The following is a 21686-nucleotide window of genomic DNA, read 5'->3' as shown; positions in this document are numbered from 1 at the left end:
TCAGGGTTGTTCGCGGTGTTGGCGGGTCATGGCCCAGTCGCCGTCGAAGGGGGTCGGCAGGGAGCGGACCTCGCTGTGGAGGTCGTTGACGCCGGGTCGTTGCCACTCGAGGTTGAGGTAGACCTGGCCGAAGCCGCCGAGGACGCGCTGGATGCGGACCGTCCAGCCGTAGCGAGCGTAGGTGCGGTCGAGCTGCACGGCGCCGTTCTCGTCGACGACCACGACCTGCACCGACGAGCAGGTGGCCGGTACTCCGTTCTCGGCGGTGCACGGCTGGTCGCGGGCGACCCAGTAGGCGAGCCTGCCGCGGGCGTCGACGATGTGGTCCACCGTGGCGTCGATCGTGTTGTCGCCGCTGTAGGACACGTTGTAGCGGCCCAGGGCACCGGTCACGTCCCGGGTCCAGGCCAGTGCGCCGGTGGGGGTGATGCGGGTGAACCGGGCCACGTGGTCGGCGTACTGGACCGCGTAGCCGCCGCCGACGCCGTCCGCGGAGATCGCCTGTGCCCAGCACGCGGGGTAGGCCGCAGGCACCTGGACCGACCACATGAGACCGTTCCGTCCACCGCGGCGCACCTCGGTGCCGCAGGCGACGGGGGTGTACATCATGCGGTTGAACGAGTATCCGGTGAGGACCGAGTCCGAGGGGCCCGGGACGGTCTGGCCGTCGTGGCCGTGGCTCGCCAGCGGATAACCGCCGTCACGGCTGCCGTCCGTGCGATTGAAGAAGTCCAGCTGGCCGAAGATGAGGTGGTCGTGCGTGACCGAAGTGAGATCGCCGTAGTAGAGGATGTACGGGTAGTCGATCGCGTACAGCTGGTTCCCGGTGGCGGGGTCGAGCACGTGGTAGTCGCCGCCCGTCTGGACGATCAGCTGCGACCCGTCCGGGGTCAGGTGGACGAGGTGGGCGCGCGGGTAGAGGGCGGACCACCGTTGTGCCCCGTCGGGACCGTACCCGCGGATCTCCGCGCCGTCCCAACCGTTCACGGGGTCATAGATTGTCGCGTAGGACCAGCCGTCGGCACCCCACGTGAGCTGTCGGCGCTGGTCGCCGCGCGGCGATCCCGGCGAGGAGGTCACCTTGCACAGTGACGACACCGCGGGTGTCTGGCTGCCGTCGCGTTGCAGGTAGCGGGCGTCGTAGGCGCCGGCCGCGAGGTTCCAGGTGCAGTAGAGGGTTTCGCCGCTGGGGCCGAGGTCGTCGACGTGGCCGCTGGTCAGGGTGAACTCGCGGGGCGCGGGCGCGCCGGGCAGCGGTATCGTGCCCGCATCGCCCGGTGTCAGCACGGTGATCGTGAACGTGCCGGTGGCCGTGCGGCCCTGGGCATCGCGTGCCCGCACGGTGAACTGGGACCGCCCGGCCTGGGTGGGTGTCCCGCTGATCGTGCCGCCGGTGAAGGACAACCCCGGCGGCAACGCCCCACCGACCACAGTCAGCACCACCGGTGCCGCGCCGCCCTGGGCGGTGACGGTCGTCGAGTACGGCAGCGACCGCTGCCCGGACGGCAGGTGGGTGCCCGCGAGCCGCGGTCCTGGCCAGGCGCCGCCCGCCGAGGTGAGGGTGTAACGCAGGAAGTCGGCACTGGCGAGGGTGTAGCTGGCGCGCAGGAACCAGTAGTCGATGTCGAGGCTCGCCTGTGCGCTGGCCCCGGCGTCGACGGTCCACCACGGGTTCGCGGTCGGGCTGATCTCCGTCTCCAGGAACGCCCCAGCGAGCAGCGACGGCCCGGCGACCCCACCGAACGCCAGTTGCACGCGCGGCCCGAAGGTGGCGCGCAGGGTGGCCGAGGCGGCGTCGGCGGGCGGGGTCATCGACCCGGTCACGCTGGCCTCGCGGATCCACTGCACCCCCTGGCCCGCGTGGAGTACAGCGCCGAAGCGCACCGTCGCCGAGAGCTGCGCGCTGAGTCCGACACCGGCTTCGAACTTCGCTTGGACGACCGGGGTCAGCTTCGGCACGAATCCCCACATCGGTGGCAGCGGGATCGTCGGCCCCACGGGGAAGTCGCACTCGGCGGCGAAACCCGCGGTGAATCCCACCGACCCGTGCAGTTCCGCCTCCGCGGTCAACGAGAACCGCTCGATCCCGCCCGCGCCCCACGCGACGTCCAGGACGACTCGGGCCTGCACGGTGAGGTCGACCGACACGGTCAACGGCCGTCCGCCGCAGTCCACGCCCGCCGCTGCTGAGCTGAGCGGGACCGCGCCGTCGTCCACCGCTTTGCCCGCCAACAGCCCGGCGGCGGTGGCGCCGAGTGCGCGGGTGTCCACGCTGCCCTGGACTGACCCGGACGGGAACGCCTCGTCGATGCGGACCGGGGTGGTGCGCACGCTGGTGCTGCCGCCGGAGGAGGTCACCGCGGTGACCCGGCCCAGCAGCCCGTTGGGGTTGCGGTCGTCGGGCTGGGCGAAGACCACCTCACCGACCGTGGGCGCGGGGCCGGTCATGGTCAGGCCGTCCGGCGCCACGGACACCACCTGCTGTGGCGGCACGACCTCGGTGGTGTCCGGCTTGGCCACGGTGGCCGTGACGCCGGTCGAGATCCAGCCGAACACGTCCACCACCAGGTGAGTGGACCCGCTGTGGTTGTAGAGGGAGACCGTGCCGTTCGATCCGACCTTGACGATCGCCAGGTTGGGCGAGGTCCGTCCCGGGGTCAGGTTGAGGTTGCTGGCGACCGGGAGCGGTTCGCCACTGGGGTGGGCGGTGACGTAGGTGCTCGCGGTCGACTCGGTGCCGGTCAGGTTCAGCACGACGGCCGCGACGCCCTCGGCGGGCACGCCGCCGCGGCCGAGCACAGGCACCTCGATCGACGAACGCGGTCCGACCGGCTGAACCTCCCGGGTATCGAGCAGCCGCGACGGGGACAGCGGCGCCAGATCGGCCCCGGTCGCGATCCAGCCCAACACGTCCACCACCAGGTGCGTGGCCCCGTTGTGGTTGTAGAGCGAGATCCGGCCACCCGCGCCGACCTTGACGATCGCCAGGTTCGGCGCCGTCTGCCCGGCGGTGAGGTTGAGATTGCTGGCCAGCGGGACCGGCTCACCCGCCGGGTAGGCGGTGACATAGGTTCCCGCCGTCGGNCGGCGCCGTCTGCCCGGCGGTGAGGTTGAGATTGCTGGCCAGCGGGACCGGCTCACCCGCCGGGTAGGCGGTGACATAGGTTCCCGCCGTCGGCTCGGTGCCGGTCAGGTTCACCACGACCGCCCCCACACCCGTCGCGGGAACCCCCGCCAACCCGGTCACCGCCACGTCCTCCGACCGACGGGCACCCACCGCGCCACCGGTGGAACGCGTGTCAAGCGCCCTCGCGGGGCTCAGCCCGTGGTAGTCGGACCCAACCGGAAACCACCCGGCCACATCGACGATCAGGTGTACTGAGCCGTTGTGGTTGTAAAGCGAGATCCGCCCACCCGCGCCGACCTTGACGATCGCCAGGTTCGGCGCCGTCTGCCCGGCAGTCAGATTCAGGTTGCTGGCGACCGGCACTGCCTCGCCGGTCGGGTAAGCGGTGACGTAGGTCCCCGCCGTGGCCTCGGTGCCGGTCAGGTTCACCACGACCGCCCCCACACCCGTGGCAGGCACGCCGCCGCGGCCGACCACAGGCACCTCGATCGACGAACGCGGTCCGACCGACTGATCCTCCCGGGTATCGAGCAACCGAGACGGGGACAGCGCGGTATACATCCGGTCCCCGAAGGTCACCGGCGTCGTAGCCGCCGCCTCACCCCGCCCCGGACCGACCGCCAAGAGGGCGGTGGACACCACCGCGGGTAGGACGACCCAAACGACCGAACGCCACCCGCTCATCCGCATGCCCCGTGCATCGGCCCACTCACAACATCGTTACGCGCCCAGGAGTCCATATCCAGCGCGTCCGCACCGGCCGTCGAAGGCGATCTCGAAGGCGTTGAGTGCCGGCTTCCAGCGGATCACCCAGCGTTTGCGGCCGGTGCCGGTGGGGGTCGAGGCTCATGATCGCCAAGTAGACGCGTTTGAGTGCGGCGGCTTCGTCGGGGAAGTGCCCGCGGGCTTTCACAGCGCGGCGAACCCAGTTCGCGGCGGGGACGATGTCGTCGTCGTACGCGGAGATCGCCTGCCGGGTGAGTGGACAGGACCAGCGGGCGATCTTGCTTGTGCGTCCCAAAGTGGATGGTGACACCCTTGGCTGGAGCAAACTGGAGCACGGCCCTGAGTCTTGCGAAATGGGATCACGGATCTGCTCCAGGAGTACGATTCGTTTGGGGTCGGCACCAGGAATCCGGTTATCGGGGTGATTCCGGCGGCGAAGGTGACGCCGTGTTCCTCTTCGAGTGCCTGCACGCCATGGCGCATCGGTCGACGCGATCGCCGCCGCCCGGCGTTCACTCGCCGAGGTCGGGACGGTCGTCGCGACGGACGAGCGGGTCGCGAATCGCTCACTCCCGGCGACCCGACCGCGACCTTCTTCGCACGGCGAGCGTGCTGTGGTGTCTGCCCCAGAGTCGGTGGACCCCACATCGGAGGCCCCGGCACTGCCATGCGCCTCATCTCCTGCCGCCCATGGTTGAGACTCCGCACCTGCCTGCTCCGCGTGTTCCGTGTCGACACGGCGTGACCCGGATCTGGCTCGCGCGGAACCCGCCCGATAGGCGGTTGCCCGGGCGGTGGGTTGGGTCCACAGTGTTCAGCACCAGTCGGCCGCCGGGAACGGTGGTCACGTCGCACGGCAAGGTGGAGCGGTCGCGGAGCATGGAACGATCAGTGACGCCTTTGGTGGGACGCCGAAAGCAGCTGGCCGAGCTGTGCGGGCTGATCGCGACCGCCCCGGCGGTGGTGCGCCTCGAAGGCGAGGCCGGTGTCGGGAAGACCCGGCTGCTCCACGAACTTCTGGCCCACCCCGCCCTGCGCGCCCACCGGCGGATGGTCGGGACGTGCCAGGCGCTGCGTGAACCGCTTCCCCTCGCCCCACTGCTCGACGCGTTGCTGTCCGATGACGGCGCGCTATGGGCACAAGAGCCGGACCCGCTGCTGGGTGCGTTGACACCGCTCTTGCCGGAACTCGCTGCCAAGCTGCCCCCGGCATTGCCGCCCCTCGGCGATCCGCGGATGGAACGGCATCGCCGCTACCGTGCGATCCGGGCGGCACTGGCCGACGCGGGCCCGGCGGTGCTCGTGCTCGACGACGTGCACTGGATCGACTCGGGGACCGCGGAGTTCCTGCATTTCCTCTCCGGGCACCTGCCCGACCGCATCGCCGTAGTCCTGAGCTACCGCCCGGGCGAACTCGACCCCGAGGTGCGCACGATGCTGGGCGGCCCGCGGCTTGCGACCATCCGGCTCGACGCGCTCAAACCCGAGGAAGCGGCCGAGATGCTGCGGAACATGGTCGGTCGGGGCAGGCCGTCGGCGGGCGACGGCGAGGCGCTGATGCGGCGGACCGGCGGAATTCCGTTCGCCATCGAGGAAGTCGTGCGAGCCGCGGTGGAGCGGCTTGGCGACGACTGCGCGCCGGACACCTCATTGTGGGAGGAGCTCCGCGGCGACCAGGTGCCGGAAGGTTTCCGCGACGCGATCGCCCAGCGGCTGTCCCGACTGACCGAGCCCGCTCGGCGAGTCGTCTCGGCCGCGGCCGTGTTCGCCGCGCCGGTGAGTGAGGCCGACCTGTTCGCGGTCGCCGAGGTGACGCGCGAGGAGGGCGAGGTCGCACTCGACGTGGCGCTGGAATCGGGGTTGGTGCGCGAGATCGGCGACCTGTTCGGGTGCAGGCACGAGCTGGCCCAGCAGGCGATCCTGGCGACGGTGGGCCGGGCGCGGCTCAGACAGTCGCACCGCTTGGCCGCGGCGGCGCTGCGCGCGGCGCCCGGGACGCGCGCGGATGTGCGAATCGCCAACCACCTCCAGGCATGCGGCGACCCGGCGGGGTGGCGGCGGCACCTCGAACTTGGTGTCGACCGTGCCATGACGCTGGGCGATACAGCGGCGGCGGTGACAGCGCTGCGGGAGCTGGTCACGGCGGCCCACAACGACGCCGAACGCAGGCGGCTGGCGGTGAAGCTGGGCCGGGCCGCGCTCGACGGTCTCGACTGCGCCGCGACCGTGGCGCTGCTGCGCGACCTGCTGGCCACGACGATCCTGCCCGCCGACATCCGCGGTGAGCTGCGCAGCGACCTCGGTCTGCTGCTGTTGAACCAGGTGGGCGAGCCCGCGGCGGGCTACCGGGAGCTGGAGCTGGCCGCACAGGAGCTGCGTGGGCCCCGGCCGGACCTCGCGGCCCGGGTCATGTCGTCGCTGGCCAACGTGCACGCGGGCCACCATCATGTCGACACCCACCTGCGGTGGCTGGCGGAGGCCGAGACCCTGGCGGGCGCGCTCGACACCCCCGTGGCGCAGACCGCGTTCATGGTCAACAAAGTCACCACGCTGATGACCTGCGGCAAACCGGAAGCATGGCCGCTCGCCGAGCGGATCCTCGACGAGCCGACCGACCCCGACCTCGGCCGCCACCTGATGCGCGGCTGCCTCAACCTCGCCGACGCCTCGTCCTGGCTGGGCCACTACGAACCAGCCGCGCGCTACCTCGCCCATGGCCGCGGCCTGGCGCGCAAGTTCAACGCGCCCTACACCGAGGAGCAGCTGGACGTCGCCGAAGTGCTGCTGGACTGGCTGCGTGGAGACTGGGCAGGGCTGCGTGGGCGCACCACGGAACTGGCCGCCAGACACGTGACCCTGCCTCGCGTGGCCGCGGAGTGCGTGCTGATCACGGGCGCGCTGGCGGCCGAGGCGGGCGACACCGACGACGCCCTTCGGCTGCTGCGCACGGTCAGTTCCGAGTCGCCGTCGGCTCCTCCGGTCGTCGCGACGGCGCGGGTGCTCATGGCCGAGATTCGTCACCGCCGCGGCGGCCGCGCCGACGTCCTGCGCGAGATCGACAGCGCGGTCGAGGTCATCCGCCGCACCGGCATGTGGGTGTGGTCGCCCGAGGTCACCCCGACCGTCGTGGACCTGCTGTGCGGCTTCGACCGGCATGCCGACGCGGCCGCCGTGGTCGGTGAGCACCGGGAAGGCCTGCGGGGCTTGGAATGCCCCGCGTCGGCGGCAGCCCTGGCCCTGGCCGAGGCGATCCTCGTCCACGAGACCGGCGACTTCGCCTCCGCGCGCGCGGGCTACGAGGTGGCCGAGACGATGTTCGCCGCGCTGCCGCGTCCGTTCTGGTCAGCCAGAACCGCCCTGCGCCAAGGAGAATGCGCGTTGGCAGCAGGCGACGACGGCATCGCGCTCATCCGCGCGGCCGAACAGTCCTTCGCCGACCTCGGCGCGATCACCCGGGCGGCTCGCTGTCGGGCGTTGCTCCGCGCCCACCGGGCACTCCCGGCCCGTAAACGCGGCCGCCCCGGCTACGGGGACCGACTTTCGCCGAGGGAGCGACAGGCGGCAGGGCTGGCCGCGGCAGGCCACAGCAACCGCCAGATCGCCACCGCACTGGGATTGTCTGTGCGCACGGTGGAGCAGCACATCGCCCGGACGCTCCACAAGCTGAGACTCGCGTCCCGGATGGAACTCGCGACCGTGCTGCCGGACCTGGATCTGTCCGACGTGGATGGTCACTGACCGTGGAGCCGCCGAGGGTGACCGGCCGGATGTCGCGGCACATCCGACCGGTCGCCCCGGTCATTGCGGTGGGACGCCGGATGTGGGGCCGGAGTCGCACCAGTCTTATGTGGACAGTCCTAGAGTGTGATCACCCAACTGTCCAGGTATCCGATGTCGCCTGGGCCGCCGTCCCGGATGTACAGCGTCCATGTGCCCGCCGCCTGTTCATAAGACACGGGAACGGTGAACGACCGTGTCCCGCCGAACGGGTGGCAGACATAGCCGCCGAAGTCGTGCAATGAGTACCACCGTCCGGACGGAGACAGCACGTCGATGTCCAGATCCTCGACGCACGTGTGCTGGGCCGTGACATCCACCCGAATCTGAGCCGTCGAACCGGTCGTGGTCGACCGGATCGGGCTGGAGATCTGCTGGTAGTCCCGAATCTGGTAGTCCGTGTCCGACCGGAACGTCCGACTCCCGCCGTCCGTGGTCCGCGCGGTGACCGGCGCGCTCGGCGGTGACACGTTGCCCGCGGCGTCCTTGGCTCGGACCGTGAAGGAGTAGCTCGTCGCCGCGACCAGGCCGCCGATCGTCGCGGTGGTGCCCTGGACTGTCGCGGCGAGCGTGCTTCCGTTGTACACCTGGTAACCCGCGACGCCGACGTTGTCGGTCGACGCGGTCCACGCCAGGGTCACGCTGGACGCGGTGGTCGAGGTCGCGCGCACATCACTTGGCGCGGACGGCGCCAGCGTGTCGCCCGTGTTGCCGCCGCCCGTGTACAGCGTCAGGCCCCACTTGCGCAGAGCCTCGTTCACCGGCTGGAACAGCGACTGGTCCGGCGCGTTGCCGGGGCCGCAAGTCGGGTACCCGCCGGAGTGCAGCCCCACCGCTTTGTCGCCTGCCACCCACGCACCACCGGAGTCCCCACCCAGCGAACACGCCGTGGTGAACGACATCCCGTCGATCGGCCCGCTGGAGTACATGACCGTCTGCTCCACCGCCGTGACCCGCCCGCACTGCCACCGCGAGGCCACACCCGAGTGGCACACGGCCTGGTTGACGATCGGCTCGGTCGTCCCCGTCACCGCGACCGGCGCGTTGCCCCACGTGTTCACCGAGGCCGACAGGTTCCAGCCCGGTTCGGTCACCGCGACGACACCCATGTCGCCCTCCCGGGCGAACACGCTGCGCGCACCGCCGACATTGGACGTCCCGATCCGGTTCTGTCCGCCGGAAGCGCCGAAGGCGGGCTGGTCGCGGTCGTTGGTGCAGTGGCCCGCGGTGAGGAAGTGCTTGCCACCGGACGCATCCACGGCCGCGAACCCCACCGAGCAGTTGCCCTCGTAGCCGGGGAACCACGGGTTGCCGGGGCGTACGTCACCCGCTTGCGGTTCAGGGGAAGCGGCGACCTCACGCACCCGGACTCCGGCTCCGAGCTCGCCGACCCGGGCGAGGAACTGTTGTGTGGCAACGTTCTTCTTCGCCGGGTTCACCCGGACCACCACGCTGTTGCCGATCGAGTCGACGCCCCACCCGGCCAGTCCGGGGACGCCGGCTCCGGCGAGTTCGCCGACCGCGCGGGACAGCTGGGCGAGGTCGTCGCGGCTGCGGGAGACCGGTCTCGGCTCACCGCCGAGCGCGCGGACCAGATCCGCGGCGGCCGGTTCGGTCACCGCGACGACAAGCATGCCGGTGTCCTCATCGATCCACCAGCCTGGGCTGTTCGCGCGGACCCGGTCGGGCAGCGCCTCGGCGACCCGCTGGGCTTGCGCCTGCCGGACGAGCTTCGTCCGCGCCTGGTCGCGGCTGATGCCGAGATCGCGGCTGACCGCGTCGACCATGGCCGCCCAGCCCGGCACGTCCTCGCGCGGCGTCGCACCCGCCGAGCCGACGCATACCGCCAGCAGCGCGGTGGCCGCTGTGGTGCTGATCAAGGCAGCGACTTTCCTGCGTGTTCGCATGACACGTTCTCCAATGTGCGGGGGTCCCCGGTCCCTCGGCCGGTGGGCCGAGGGACCGGGCGTCGGGACGGGCTACGCGGTCTGTCGGTGGGTGATCCGGACGTCGTCCACACCCGCTTCGACGAGACTGCCGCCCGAGACGTCCGCGGCCTCGACGACCAGTCGGACGGTCTGACCGCGCCACGCCGACAGGTCGACCTTGGTGGCCGTCCATGCCGCGGCGGTGTCGTAGTAGCCGGTCTTCTTCTCGAAGACGACGGCGTCGGCGGTCGGGGTGACGACCCGCACCCGCAGGTAGTCCGCGCCCGCCGAGTTCGCCAGATGGCCCAGGTACCAGGACATCGAAAGCGTGACCGTGCCGGTCGCGGGCAGGGCGACGGGTGCCGACCCGGCGCTGGTGGCGCCGCCGTCGAGGTCGTGGTCGCCGACCCCCGCGCCCGCCGCGGCGCCGGTCACCAGCGCCTTGACGCCGCTCGCGGTGTTGTTCGGCTGCATGACCAGGCCCGAGTAGCTGGTGCCCTGCGGGTCGCCGACCTCGAACCGGCCCGCTGTGGCGGTGTCGGTGGCGGCCGGGTTGACCGTCCAACCGGTCCCCTGCTCGAAGTCGTTGGTGTAGAGCGTGGTCTCCGGGGTCGGGTCCGGGTCTGGGTTGCCCCCGTCGGAGACGGCCTTGAGCGCATTGGCGATGCCCTCGCCGAAGTGCGAGTTCTTGGCGGCGGTGCCGGTGCAGCGGCTGTCGCCCGTCGGGCACGGGGTGTCGATCGCCTGGGCGAGCAGCATTGAGCGGAGCTGGTCCGGGGTTGCGGTCGGGTGCGCCGATGCCAGCAGGGCCACGACGCCCGCCGCGTGCGGGGAGGACGCGGACGTGCCGTGGAACGTCGTGTAGCCGTTGTTCAGACCGGTGGTGTTGACCATCGCGTACCCGTCACCGCCGGGCGCGGTCAGCTCGACGGTGTCGAGGCCGTAATTGGAGTAGTAGGCGAGTTCCTTGCGGGTGTTCGCCGCGGTGACCGAGATGGCGTTGGGCAGGTCGCCAGGCAGGAACAGGCCTTGCTCGGAGTCGAGGTTGACCGAGTTGTTGCCCGCCGCCGCGACCGTGACCGTCCCCTTGGACTTGGCGTGGTCGACCGCTCGGCGAACCGCCTCGGTCACCGCGTCCTGGTCGGGGTTGGTCGGGTAGTTGAAGGTCCACGGGTCGACGTAGTAGCTGTGGTTCGTGACCTTGAACCCGCGCTCGGCGGACCACATGAGACCGCAGACGACGTTCTCGGCGTACATGTACCCGGTCGGCTCCATCACCTTCACCGACGCGACCCGCACATTGGGCGCCACACCGACGACGCCCTTGCCGTTCTTGGCGGCGGCGATGATCCCGGCCACCGACGTGCCGTGCCCGGCCGCGGGCGCGTAGGAGTCCGGCTCCCAGGCGCCCGGGGTGGTGTTGGGCTTGCCGTAGAGGCACGACACGGAGTTCGCCGCGTCGAAGTTGTCCCGCAGGTCCTCGTGGGTGCCCTGCACGCCGGTGTCGAGGACGCCGACCGTGACAGCCCGGCTGCCGGGGTTGATCGCCCACGCCTTGTCGGCGCCCATCTGCAGCATGTTCCACTCGACGGGCTCGCTCGGCGCCGCGATGTCGGCCCCAATCTGCTTCTCCAGGTACCGACGGGCCGTCGAGTCCTTCCCCGCGGCGGACGCGGTCTGGCCGGTGGCGGGGACGTCGGTCTCGCGGGTCTGTCCGACCTTCTGCACACCGGTGACGGCACGCATCCTGGTGGCGAAGTCGGTCGCGGCGGAGTGCGCGATGACGACCCCGATCGGCGCGTACGAGTTCTGCACCTTCCCGCCGTTCGCGGTCACCGCCTGGACGGCTCCGTTGATGTCGCCAGGGGCGGTGATGACCAGGTAGGACCGCACCCCCGTTGGCGCCTGCGGCTCGGCGCCGGCGTTTCCGTATCCATATCCCGCGGCGGATAGCGAGATCGCCACCGCCAGCACGCTCGCGGCTTTCGACCCGAGGCCGGGACGAGTTCGTTTCATTTGCAGGGACCTCCTCGATGAAGGCACGACTGTCGCCTCGGCGATCAGAATTCCCACTGGTCACAGCCAGTTCAATACGCGACGCCACCTACCGAAATGGGGTCACTACGCAACATATTCGGCACCCTTACCCGCCGCTTCGAGGCCCCGGGCGGGCCCGGGTAAGGGGTCCGCCCGCCAGGACTGCGTGATCACCCCATGCCCCGCCCCCGACCTCAGGGGCACTGTTCTCAATCACCGGAGTTCGAAGCGATGAGGAGACAAGGCGATGTGGACCACCGAAGCGCTCAGGGCCGAGGTCGACTACCGACGCAACGGCACGAGGGACCTCACCAGCAGGTTGCACCTGCACGAGGTCAAGCGCACCGCGCCCACGTGGGTAACCCGGGTGCTGCACCGAAGCGGCCGCCGAACACACGAGCGTTCAACCGACTGACGTAGCGCGCCGTCGGCCGCAAGCCTTGGGCGTGCCGACCGGTCGTTGATCTCAGACATCCCCGCGGGACGAGGCGCTCGACACGCTCAGACGAACTCGGGACCCGGTGTCCTGGGTGGACGGGAACGGCAACTGGTGAAGTTTACCCAGGCCCGCGTTTTGATATTGAACAGTCATCGTTTTGTTGATCGTCCCTTATGGACGGAAAGATCTTTCTACCGGGCCGGTCTTGCCCGGCCCGCCCGGCGGTGCCGTACGGCGCCCATCCTGATCACCGTCGGTGGCCGCGTTCGCAGAGGTGCGGGTGGCTGGAACTTGGCCTGTCACACCTTCTGGGGCGTGCCAAGCTCGTCGAGGCCGAATTTCGGGTGCCGTTCGAGGAACGCCAGGTACCGCGGCCTGCGGTGGATCACGTCGAGGTAGGCGTTGCCCGCGAGCTTGAGTAACTCGTCGGCGAAGCCCACTGCCGGGTCGTGCGGGGCTGTGGCCGGTTGGTCCTGCGTGGTGAGGCCGGAGTCGGCATCGGTGCGCAGGCTGCGGCCTGGGCAGTGGTCGAAGCAGTACTGGGATGTCACCGACGCGTACTGCTACTTCGGCCGGCGGGTGCCAGGTCCCTGGGCGCACAAGGACTCCCGCACCATGAGCTGAATGCATCTATGCGGGGTGGTAGAGGACCAGCCCCAACCGGCCTCCGCTCGTGGCAGCGGTTGGCCGGAGCTCGCGTCACTGGGTGAACAGCACAGTCATCGACGTCGGCTGACCCTCGCTAGTGGCCCGTCCAGGGACGTTGGCCGGGTCTCGGCATGCCCACGACGCCGCTGCCCGCGTTGCGGGAACAGCCAAGTACAAGCCGGTACGAGCGCTGTCCCCGCGCCTTGGCAGCGACGTCGTGACCACGCCGATACCCGGCCAACGTTCCTGGACGAGCCACTAGGCTGGGCCGATGAATGCCCGTGCCGACAAACGCCTGCCCGGCGGTAGGCACGGTTTGAGCAGGGAGGATGTGGCGCGCTCCCAGCGTGAACGCATCATCGGGGCGATGTATGACGCCGCTGCCGCGAAGGGCTTTCCCGCTACCACCATCGGTGATGTGGTCGAGCGGGCCGAGGTGTCCCGCCGGACTTTCTACGAGCACTTCACCGGCAAAGAGGACTGTTTCCTCGCCGCGTTCGACTTCGCCGTGGCAGACGTGGGCGCACGGCTCGGCGTCACACTTGGCGACGTGCCCCAGGAGGACTGGCGCGCGCGGATCCGGCTTTCCTGGCGTGCTTTTCTCGGCGCCTTGGCCGCGGCTCCGGCGGCGACTTGGGCGCTCTACATCGAGACGTTCTCCGCCGGGCCGGAGCTCATCGAGCGCACGACCGCGGTCAACGACGGCTTCGCCGCGATGTTCCGTGAGCTGCACCGCAGGGCCCGTGACCGGGATCCCGCCATCGTCGAGATCGCTCCAGAGGTGTTCAGCCTGTACATCGGGGGGACAGCCGAACGCATCCGGCACTGCTTGCGCACTCGCGGCGCGGCGGCGTTGCCGGAGCTCGAAGACCTTTTCGCCGAGACCGCGTTTCACCTGTTCGGCAAATCCGCCGCCGACAGCTGAATGCATGACTCGGTCGCGGCGCGTCGGGGACGTCGCCGCGACCGAGAGGTGGTGCTATTGCTTGAACGTGAGGCTCATGGTGAGTGAATTCGCCTGACCACCCAGTAGTCCGTTGATGATGTCGGTGTCGAATCCGCAGTCGGCGAACTTCGGCAGCACGTATTTGCCGACGAGCGTGCCACCGATGGTCGGCTCGAACTCACCCTGCGAGGTGAGCGTGATGGGCGTGACGGCGGTCGTCTTGCAGTTGGCCAGTGGAATCCCGAAACCGAAGTGGCCGACCTCGGTGATCTGGACATTCACGCCGACGGAGGCGGTGACCGCGCCGCTGCTGGTGACGGTGCCGGACATGGCCCCGGCCTGGGTGATCTTCACCTTCGCGTGCGTGTCCAGGAAGCCGAACAACGTGAACGCGGTGCGCGACTCGGGCAGGGCCAGTTGCCCGGTGAACTGTCCGGACTGCAGGTCGAAGGCCGCTTCGACCGTACCTGGGCCCAGCGGGAGGGTGGCGCCGAGACCAGTGAGCGTCGACTGGCCCTTCGCGTCATAGGTCACCGCGACCGGGGCGGCACTGCTGGTGCCGGTCACCGCCAGCAGCACGGATCCGGACAGGAAAACCGCTGCGAGACCGAACATGAATCGACGAACAGGGCCCGGTGATCCAGGGATGATCTTCATTTAGCCACGCTCCAGAGAATGCCGGTGGATTGCCGACGGATTCGATTGAAATGTTCCAGAAACTGTTGCGTACCACGATAGAGAACGGCTTCCTCGGATCGCAATGGGCAACGATTTATCCCGACTCTCCTGCCTGTGGCGTGACAATCGTTGACCGGTGGGCTGTTCCTGGTCGCCTAGATCCTTCTGTTCGCACAAAAAGCCGTCAGTCGATTGGTGGTCAGTGATAGATGGGTCGGGTGTTCAGCGCGTCATCCGGCGGGTGGCGGCCGCGCGTCGGCGCACATGAGTTCTCCGGCCATCCGAAGGCTGCGCCCATTGCTCACTCGCGCGCGTCGCCGTCGATGGGTTGGTGTGGCGTAGGACACGCGGTCTCCTCATCGCAAGTTTGAGTCATGTAGACTCAAACTATGTTCACCAGGGAGGAAGCGCTCGAACGGGTCGAGGGGGCCCGTTCGCCCGCGGACTTGTTCGGGCCGTTCGACGCGGCTGGAAAGAAGGAGGCGCAGCGGCTGGTCCGGGCCTTGGCGCTGGTGTTGCATCCGGACCGGGTGGGCGCGGACGACACGAGGGCCTACGCGGCGTCGGTGAAGGTGGCCCAGTTCCATCGCGGGTGGCTTCACTGCGACCAGGTGGTCATGCGTACCGCGCGCTCCAGCTATCCGATCACCGGTCGGCACGCGGTGGGCAGTGTCGCCAACGTGTATCTGACCGACGGGCCCCACGTGGTCAAGGTCGTCCGCGCCCCGGCGCTCAACCCGCTGCTGCACGCCGAGTGGGACGCGTTACGCCGACTCGGCAGGCTCACCGACCAGCACCCGTGGCTGCGGCCCTACTACCCGCGACTGGTCGACGAGTCCGGCGACGTGGGTCGTGGCGAGCGCGCCTTCACTGTGCTGGAAGCACTGCTGGACGGGTTTGTGACGCTGGCGGACGTGCGTCGCGCGTTCCCCGGCGGGCTGGACGGACGCGACTACGCGTGGATGCACCGCAGGCTGCTGCGGGCGGTCGCGGGCGCGCACCGGATCGGCTTGGTGCACGGCGCGATTGTCGCGGAAAACGTGCTGGTGCACCCCGAGCGGCACGGGATCGTGCTCGCGGGCTGGACATTCGGCGTCACGGCGGGCGAGCGGCTGCTGGCGACGGACAAGACCATCTCCTACCCGCCGGAGGTTCGCGACGGGCGCCCGGTCACCGCCGCCACGGACGTCCACATGGCACACACGCTGATGCTGGACCTGTTGGCGGACAGCGAACACCGGCAGCGGGCGTTCGCGCGGTGGTGCACGCAGGACGACCCCGGTCGACGGCCGGACTGCGTCGACCTGCTCACCGAGTACGACGAAATACTCGAAGAACTCTATGGCGAACGGACCTTCCGTCCGTTCGCCCTACCCAGGACAGGAGCCTGACATGGGACACGGCAAATGGGACGACAACGCCTACGCGGCGGCCCGGACCTTCCGCGCCGCCAAGGGAGTCGACGATTTCGGCTACACCTCCGCGCTGCGGTCGCGGGCCAGGAGCGAGTGGAAGGCCGACCCCTCGCTCGACCCGAAGGGCGTGGTGGCGCGCGAGTGCCGCGACTCGGCCGACCACGCCGACTCCACGCCGATCGCGGTGCTGTTCGACGTCACCGGCTCGATGGGCACCGTGCCGAAGATCATGCAAGGCAAGCTGGGCAGGCTGCACGGCCTGTTGCAGCGCAAGGGTTACCTGGCCGATCCGCAGCTGATGTTCGGGGGCATCGGCGACGCCGACAGTGACCGGGTGCCGCTGCAGGTCGGGCAGTTCGAGTCGGACAACCGGATGGACGAGCAGCTGCGCACCATCTTTCTTGAGGGCAACGGCGGCGGGCAGAAGAGCGAGTCCTACGAGCTCGCGGCCTACTTCGTGGCCCGGCACGTGGTGACCGACGCGTGGCAGAAGCGTGGGCGCAAGGGCTACCTGTTCCTGATCGGCGACGAGCTGAACAAGCCGCGGCTGGAGGCGCGGCACATCCGCCGGATCATCGGGGACGACGTGCGGCACGACATCGACCCGGCCTCGGTTTACCGGGAACTCGAACGCAAGTGGCACGTGTACTTCGTGCTGCCCAAGCAGTCGTCGTACTACGACGACCCGCAGATCGCCGACCACTGGCGCGGCCTGCTCGGCCAGAACTTCCTCAAGCTGGACGATCCGGGCGCGGTGTGCGAACTGATCGCCGCCACCATCGGCATGGAGGAGCGGGTGGTCGACCTGGATCAGGCGATGGTGGACCTGACCGAGATCGGGTCCGCGGCGGAGAGCGTGTCGGTCGGCAAGGCGCTCGTCCACGCGGGCGGCAAGGCGATGGCCGCATCGCCCACGCCCCCGCTGCTCGACGGCCCCGACGACGTGACGTTGAGCTGATGGCCGGGCACCTCATCGTCATCGGGCTCGGGTTCGGCGACGAGGGCAAGGGAGCGGTGGTCGACGCGCTGTGCCACGAAGGCCCGGTGGTGTCGGTGGTGCGGTTCAACGGTGGCGCGCAGGCCGCGCACAACGTGGTCGTCGGGGACCGCCACCACACGTTCAGCCAGTTCGGGTCCGGCACGCTCACGGGCGTGCCGACCCACCTCTCCCGGCACGTCCTGGTCGAGCCGATCGCCTTGGCCCGTGAGTCGGAGGAACTGGCGGCGCTGGGCGTCGCCGACCCGCTGCGGCTGTTGTCCATCGACGCTGACGCCCTGCTCACCACGCCGATTCACGTGGCCGCGAACCGGGCGCGGGAGGACGCCCGCGGCCGCGCCCGGCACGGCTCGTGCGGCAAGGGGATCGGCGAGACAGTGTGGTACTCGCTGCTCGCGGGGGCGAGCCCTGGTGATGTGGTGGAGAGCCAGCGGGTGCTCGGTGTCCCCGGTCCGCCGCCCGTGGTGGGCGACTGCGCGCGACCGTCGGTGCTGCGCGGGAAACTCGACGCGCTGGCCCGCTTCTACGAGCCGCTGATCGGGGCGGGCACGTCGGTGGATGATCTGGTTGCCCTGTACCGGGACTTCGCGGGCGCGGTCCGCGTCACGACCGGCGACGAGGTCGGCAGGCTCGCCGATCGGGGCAGGCTGGTGTTCGAGGGCGCCCAGGGCGTGCTGCTCGACCAGTGGCGCGGATTCCACCCGCACACCACATGGTCGACGGTGACCCCGGACAACGCCCTCGGCCTGCTCGGGGGCCGCGAGGCCACGGTGATCGGCGTGACGAGGACGTACCAGACCCGCCACGGCGCGGGGCCGTTCCCGACCGAGGACCAGAGCACGCTGGAGCGGTTCCCGGAGCGGCACAACGGCGCGGGCGAGTACCAGGGAGCGTGGCGCGCGGGGCACCTCGACGCCGTGCTGTTGCGCTACGCGGTGGCGGCGTGCGGTGGCGTGGACGCCCTGGCGGTGACGCACCTGGACGTCGACGGGCTCTCCGTGGCCACCTCGTACGACGCGCCGCTCCCGGAATCCGGGCTCACCGAGTTCCTCGCCGACCGCACGCCTGAGTTGGTCGACATGCCGGACCCGGTGGCGTGGCTGCAGGAGCACCTGGGCGTTGCGGTGGTGGTGGCGGGCGCGGGGCCCGACCGCGCCGACTACGCGGTGCGGGCGCCGGTCCACCGGTGAGATGCGGGAGAATCGGCCCGTGATCGAGTCAACCCTCGTGTCGGTGGACGTGCTGGCGTTGCGCTTCGACCCGCACTCCAGAGCGGTCCTGCTCGGGGTCGCTCCCCGCGCGTTCGACCCGTTCGCGGGCGCGATGGCCCTGCCCGGTGTGCTGCTGGGCAAGGGCGAGCGGCTGCGTGACGCGGCCCGGCGCGCGGTGACCGGCAAGCTCGGGGTGCCCGCGGCGGCCATCTCGGCGGCGGGTCAGCTGACGACGTTCGACGAGCCGTCCCGAGACCCGCGCGGCCCGACGTTGTCGATCGCGCTGTGGTGCACCTTCGACGCGAGCCGGATGGACGGCGACCGCGCGACGTGGGCTCCGCTGGACGATGTGCCGCCGTTGGCCTTCGACCACGACCGCATCGTCGGCGACTGCCGCCCGATGCTCGCCGACCGGCTGTGGCGGGACCCGGCGTTCACCGCGGGACTGCTGGGCGAGGAGTTCACCACCGCACAGGCACTGGACGTGACCGAGTCCCTCACCGGCGACCGTCCCTATCCGGCCAACCTCAGCCGCACGATGGAGCGGGTGCCGGGCCTGGAACGCACCGCGCGACACGCCGCCGCGCAACCCAAGGGCGGCAGGCCGCCGCTGGTGTGGCGCTGGAGGCGGTGATGTCGAGCTGGTAGACCACAGCGTGGACGCCGACCATGGTGACCCCGAGCGCGCCGGCAGCAACAGCACTGACCCGCCAGGGATGTTCGTGATCAGCGCGATCAGCAGAGGTATGAACAATTCCACGAGCGCCGCGACCGCGGCGATGCGCAGCAGCCGCCCACGTGTCATTCGCCAGGCAGGTAGGGCGAAGCTGACAACGCTTTCTCCAAGCCACGGCCCACGTCGAGCAATCGTCGCTGGTTGCCGCCCGAGTGGTCCAGCGACAAACCCTCTTTCGGTCAACCGGCCACGGACCACGCGGTTCGAGGCCCCCCGGCCGGGAGCCTGGACTTGGCGCGGCGATCGAGTTCGCCACCGGGGATTAGGGTGCCCGCATGTCGATGGTGGGAAGGGATGTCGAGCGGGCGCGGATTCGGCGCCTGCTGGCGGACGCGCGTGACGAACGCAGCGGCGCGCTGGGGCTGCGGGGCGCACCGGGGATCGGGAAATCGGTCCTTCTCGACCACGCCATGGCGACCGCCGAAGCCGAGGGCATGCGGGTGGTCCGCGGGGTCGGGGTCGAGTCCGACTCCGAGCTGGCGTACGCCGGCCTGCACCAACTCTTGTTCCCACACCTGGATCGGTTGGACGCCCTGCCCACCCCCCAGGCCACCGCACTGCGTTGCGCTTTCGGTCTGGCCGACGGGGACGAGGCCAACCGGTTCCTGATCTCCGCGGGCACCCTGTCCTTGCTCGCCGATCTGGCCGAGGACGCCCCGCTGCTGTGCGTGGTCGACGACCTGCAATGGCTCGACCAAGGTTCCGTGGAAGCGCTGTTGTTCGCCTCACGTCGCTTCGTGGCCGACCCGATCGCGCTGCTGTTCGCGGTGCGCGAGACGTCGGTGGCGTTCGAGATCGCGGGCGTCGAGGTCCTGGATCTGCCCGGCCTCACCGCGCCGGACGCCGCGCGGCTGCTCGACGGCCACGCACCGGACCTCATCGGACCGGTTCGGGACCGTGTCCTCGCGGAGTCCGGCGGCAATCCGCTGGCGATCATCGAGCTCGGGTCAGCGCGGCTCGCGGCACGTGAGGTCGACGAGTCCGACCCCGCCGAACACGTCGGCCCGCTGCCGGTGACCCGCCGCGTCCAGGAGACATTCCGCCACCAGATCGTGGAGCTTCCCGAACTCACCCAACGCGCGCTCCTGGTGGCGGCGGCCGACACCGCGGCTCCCCTCGCGACGATCCTGCACGTGATCGAGTCCCTCGGTGGCGCCCCCAGTGACCTCGCGCCCGCCGAACGCGACCGGCTGGTCCGCATCGACAACCGAGTGACCTTCCGCCACCCCTTGGTGCGGGCGGCCTCCTACCAGGACGCGCCCCTGCACCGGCGGATCGAGGTGCATCGCGCGTACGCCGAGGCGCTGCGGGCGGACGCCGACGCCGACCGGCGAGCCTGGCACCTCGCCGCTGCCACCACCACACCCGACGAGGGCGTGGCCGCCGAACTCCAAGCCGCGGCGGAGCGGGCCTGGCACCGAGGCGGCGCGACGGCGGTATCCGCCGCCTACGAACGCGCCGGTCGACTCAGCGTCGACCGAGAGCTCAAGGCCCGGCGTATCGCCCGGGCCAGCCAGGCCGCGTTCGACGCGGGCAAAGCCGACCGCGCCGCCCGGCTCGCGGCCGAAGCGCTCTCGCTCACCACCGACCCTGGCATCCGGGCCGACGCGACCTACACCCGCGGTGCCGTGGAGTACGAACGCACCTCACCGCGGGCCGACGCGGAGCTGACACTCGAGGCCGCCGCGTTGGTGCGCGACACCGATCCGGAGCGCGCCGCGCTTCTGCTCTTCGAGGCGGTGCACGCCGCCCGGCACGGAGCGGCGCACGAACTGCTGCAGCGTGCGGCCGATTTGCTGCGCGGGTTCACCCCTCCCGCGCAGTGGGCACCCGTTGTCGCCGCCCTGCTCGGGTGGGCGGAGCTCTTCGCCGGACGCCCGGAGCCCGCCGTCGGCCCCATGCGCGATCTCGACACCGTGACGGCACTGGGCGGCGGACAGGACCTGATGCATCGCATCACGGCCGGGTTCGGCGGTCTCATGATCGCCGACGACGACCGCGTCATCGCGGAGACCGAGGACATGCTGGCCAAGGTGCGGGCCACCGGGGCCTTGGGATGGGTCCCGTACACCCTCAACGTCCTCGCCGTGGCGCGGCTGTTTCGCGGCGAGTTCGCGGATGCCCGCGCGTGTGTGGCGGAAGGCGCAGCCGTCAGCGCCGAACTCCGGAACACGACGGAGACCCTGGCCCACCGATCGGTTGAGGTCTGGTTGCACGCCGTGTCGGGTGACGAGGCACGCTGCCGAGCCCTTGCCGAGGAGGTGCTCCCGCGTGCCCGAGCCCGGCACCGGGTCAATGCCGAGATCGCGGCCTGGGGTCTCGGGATGCTCGAGCTTTCCGCCCGGCGGTTCGGCGACGCTTTCGACCGGCTGGAGCAAGTGGCCGGGGGACCGGCGAGCCGCGACCTCCTGGTGCGGGCGGTGCCGGATCTGGTGGAAGCGGCCGTGCGCGGCGGCATGCCGGATCGCGCCCATGGACCGCTGACGGCTTTGCGGCACTGGGCTGAGCACGTCGACCGCCCGGTCGCCACCGGGCTCGCACTGCGCTGCCAGGCCCTGTTGGCCGACGACGGCGACGCCGACGCGCTCTACGCCGAGGCCCTGCGGCTCCACGAGCGGCAAGGCGGCCCCTATGAGCGCGCCCGTACCCAGCTGGTCTACGGCGAGTGGCTGCGCCGCAGGCGCCGTCGCTCCGAGGCCCGCGGCCATCTCGCCGCGGCGGTGTCCGCGTTCGAGCGCCTCGGCGCGGAGCTTTGGGCCGAGCGCGCGCGCGGCGAGCTGGCCGCCTTCGGCGAGCGCGGCGACGAGCCCCAGCGCAGTGGCCCGCTCACCCTGTTGACCCCGCAGGAGCTGCAGGTCGTGCGGCTGGCCGCCGATGGTCGTACCAACAAGGAGATCGCCGCACAGCTCTTCCTCAGCCCGCGGACCGTCGGCCACCATCTGTACAAGGCGTATCCGAAACTCGGCGTCACCGGTCGCTCCGAGTTGGCCCATCTCGTCTGATGCCGGTGACCGGTTCCCC

The 21686-nt window shown here is 70.4% G+C and carries 13 protein-coding genes and 1 pseudogene; 8 read left to right on the top strand and 6 right to left on the bottom strand.

The features are described 5' to 3' along the window. Together GPZ80_RS34210 and GPZ80_RS32595 are read right to left on the bottom strand one after the other, a co-directional pair. Window positions 1-1812 carry an Ig domain-containing protein gene (locus GPZ80_RS34210; protein WP_246476969.1) on the bottom strand — a complete coding sequence of 604 codons (1812 nt, stop codon included), beginning with the start codon at window positions 1810-1812 and terminating at the stop codon, window positions 1-3. 2035 nt (window positions 1813-3847) lie between these two features. Next, window positions 3848-4049, bottom strand: a pseudogene (locus GPZ80_RS32595) (hypothetical protein); the annotation flags it as partial. A gap of 695 nt (window positions 4050-4744) precedes the next feature. On the opposite strand from GPZ80_RS32595, the gene GPZ80_RS10310 reads away from it, so the two are divergent. Further along, on the top strand, window positions 4745-7591 hold the full coding sequence (locus tag GPZ80_RS10310) for an ATP-binding protein (protein ID WP_187220075.1): 2847 nt from the start codon (window positions 4745-4747) through the stop codon (window positions 7589-7591). Window positions 7592-7710: 119 nt separating this feature from the next. Here GPZ80_RS10310 and GPZ80_RS10305 read toward each other — a convergent pair whose 3' ends face one another. Next, window positions 7711-9510, bottom strand: a complete 1800-nt coding sequence (locus tag GPZ80_RS10305) for a fibronectin type III domain-containing protein (RefSeq protein WP_222719114.1) — start codon at window positions 9508-9510, stop codon at window positions 7711-7713. Window positions 9511-9609: 99 nt separating this feature from the next. Then, on the bottom strand, window positions 9610-11574 hold the full coding sequence (locus GPZ80_RS10300) for a S8 family peptidase (RefSeq protein WP_187220074.1): 1965 nt from the start codon (window positions 11572-11574) through the stop codon (window positions 9610-9612). Window positions 11575-11842: 268 nt separating this feature from the next. On the opposite strand from GPZ80_RS10300, the gene GPZ80_RS10295 reads away from it, so the two are divergent. Then, entirely contained in the window at window positions 11843-12010 is a 168-nt protein-coding gene (locus GPZ80_RS10295; RefSeq protein WP_187220073.1) for a hypothetical protein, read from the top strand. A gap of 323 nt (window positions 12011-12333) precedes the next feature. On the opposite strand, the gene GPZ80_RS10290 is transcribed toward GPZ80_RS10295, so the two are convergent. Then, window positions 12334-12585 carry a hypothetical protein gene (locus GPZ80_RS10290; RefSeq protein ID WP_187220072.1) on the bottom strand — a complete coding sequence of 84 codons (252 nt, stop codon included), beginning with the start codon at window positions 12583-12585 and terminating at the stop codon, window positions 12334-12336. A 464-nt stretch (window positions 12586-13049) separates the two neighbouring features. Here GPZ80_RS10290 and GPZ80_RS10285 point away from each other — a divergent pair, with 464 nt between their 5' ends. Continuing rightward, complete coding sequence (locus GPZ80_RS10285; protein ID WP_187220071.1) at window positions 13050-13607, top strand: TetR/AcrR family transcriptional regulator; 558 nt, start codon at window positions 13050-13052, stop codon at window positions 13605-13607. 54 nt (window positions 13608-13661) lie between these two features. On the opposite strand, the gene GPZ80_RS10280 is transcribed toward GPZ80_RS10285, so the two are convergent. After that, window positions 13662-14243 carry a hypothetical protein gene (locus GPZ80_RS10280; RefSeq protein ID WP_187220070.1) on the bottom strand — a complete coding sequence of 194 codons (582 nt, stop codon included), beginning with the start codon at window positions 14241-14243 and terminating at the stop codon, window positions 13662-13664. A 452-nt stretch (window positions 14244-14695) separates the two neighbouring features. On the opposite strand from GPZ80_RS10280, the gene GPZ80_RS10275 reads away from it, so the two are divergent. The 5 genes from GPZ80_RS10275 to GPZ80_RS10255 all read left to right on the top strand — a co-directional run bounded on the left by GPZ80_RS10275 (window position 14696) and on the right by GPZ80_RS10255 (window position 21667). Beyond that, on the top strand, window positions 14696-15697 hold the full coding sequence (locus tag GPZ80_RS10275) for a protein kinase family protein (protein WP_187220069.1): 1002 nt from the start codon (window positions 14696-14698) through the stop codon (window positions 15695-15697). Window position 15698: 1 nt separating this feature from the next. Next, window positions 15699-16679 (top strand): hypothetical protein, encoded by a 981-nt coding sequence (locus GPZ80_RS10270; protein ID WP_187220068.1) that lies wholly within the window; start codon window positions 15699-15701, stop codon window positions 16677-16679. Next, on the top strand, window positions 16679-17908 hold the full coding sequence (locus tag GPZ80_RS10265; protein ID WP_187220067.1) for an adenylosuccinate synthetase: 1230 nt from the start codon (window positions 16679-16681) through the stop codon (window positions 17906-17908). Before GPZ80_RS10270 ends, GPZ80_RS10265 begins: the two co-directional genes overlap by 1 nt. Window positions 17909-17927: 19 nt before the next feature. Next, entirely contained in the window at window positions 17928-18563 is a 636-nt protein-coding gene (locus tag GPZ80_RS10260) for an NUDIX hydrolase (protein WP_187220066.1), read from the top strand. Between the two features lie 377 nt (window positions 18564-18940). After that, window positions 18941-21667 (top strand): ATP-binding protein, encoded by a 2727-nt coding sequence (locus GPZ80_RS10255; RefSeq protein WP_187220065.1) that lies wholly within the window; start codon window positions 18941-18943, stop codon window positions 21665-21667. The last annotated feature ends 19 nt before the right edge of the window (window positions 21668-21686 follow it).

The sequence above is a fragment of the Actinokineospora xionganensis genome (assembly GCF_014323725.1).
Classification (GTDB): Bacteria; Actinomycetota; Actinomycetes; order Mycobacteriales; family Pseudonocardiaceae; genus Actinokineospora; species Actinokineospora xionganensis.
The sequence above is the reverse complement of the archived record's forward strand: the minus strand, read 5'-3'. Positions and strand labels throughout refer to the sequence as shown.

Excerpts from the sequence above, each read along its gene's own strand:
- GPZ80_RS34210 (WP_246476969.1), bottom strand. The coding sequence starts at position 1,812 with ATGACCCCGCCCGCCGACGCCGCCTCGGCCACCCTGCGCGCCACCTTC.
- GPZ80_RS10300 (WP_187220074.1), bottom strand. The coding sequence starts at position 11,574 with ATGAAACGAACTCGTCCCGGCCTCGGGTCGAAAGCCGCGAGCGTGCTG.
- GPZ80_RS10295 (WP_187220073.1), top strand. The coding sequence starts at position 11,843 with ATGTGGACCACCGAAGCGCTCAGGGCCGAGGTCGACTACCGACGCAAC.
- GPZ80_RS10285 (WP_187220071.1), top strand. The coding sequence starts at position 13,050 with ATGTATGACGCCGCTGCCGCGAAGGGCTTTCCCGCTACCACCATCGGT.
- GPZ80_RS10280 (WP_187220070.1), bottom strand. The coding sequence starts at position 14,243 with ATGTTCGGTCTCGCAGCGGTTTTCCTGTCCGGATCCGTGCTGCTGGCG.
- GPZ80_RS10275 (WP_187220069.1), top strand. The coding sequence starts at position 14,696 with ATGTTCACCAGGGAGGAAGCGCTCGAACGGGTCGAGGGGGCCCGTTCG.
- GPZ80_RS10270 (WP_187220068.1), top strand. The coding sequence starts at position 15,699 with ATGGGACACGGCAAATGGGACGACAACGCCTACGCGGCGGCCCGGACC.
- GPZ80_RS10265 (WP_187220067.1), top strand. The coding sequence starts at position 16,679 with ATGGCCGGGCACCTCATCGTCATCGGGCTCGGGTTCGGCGACGAGGGC.
- GPZ80_RS10255 (WP_187220065.1), top strand. The coding sequence starts at position 18,941 with ATGTCGATGGTGGGAAGGGATGTCGAGCGGGCGCGGATTCGGCGCCTG.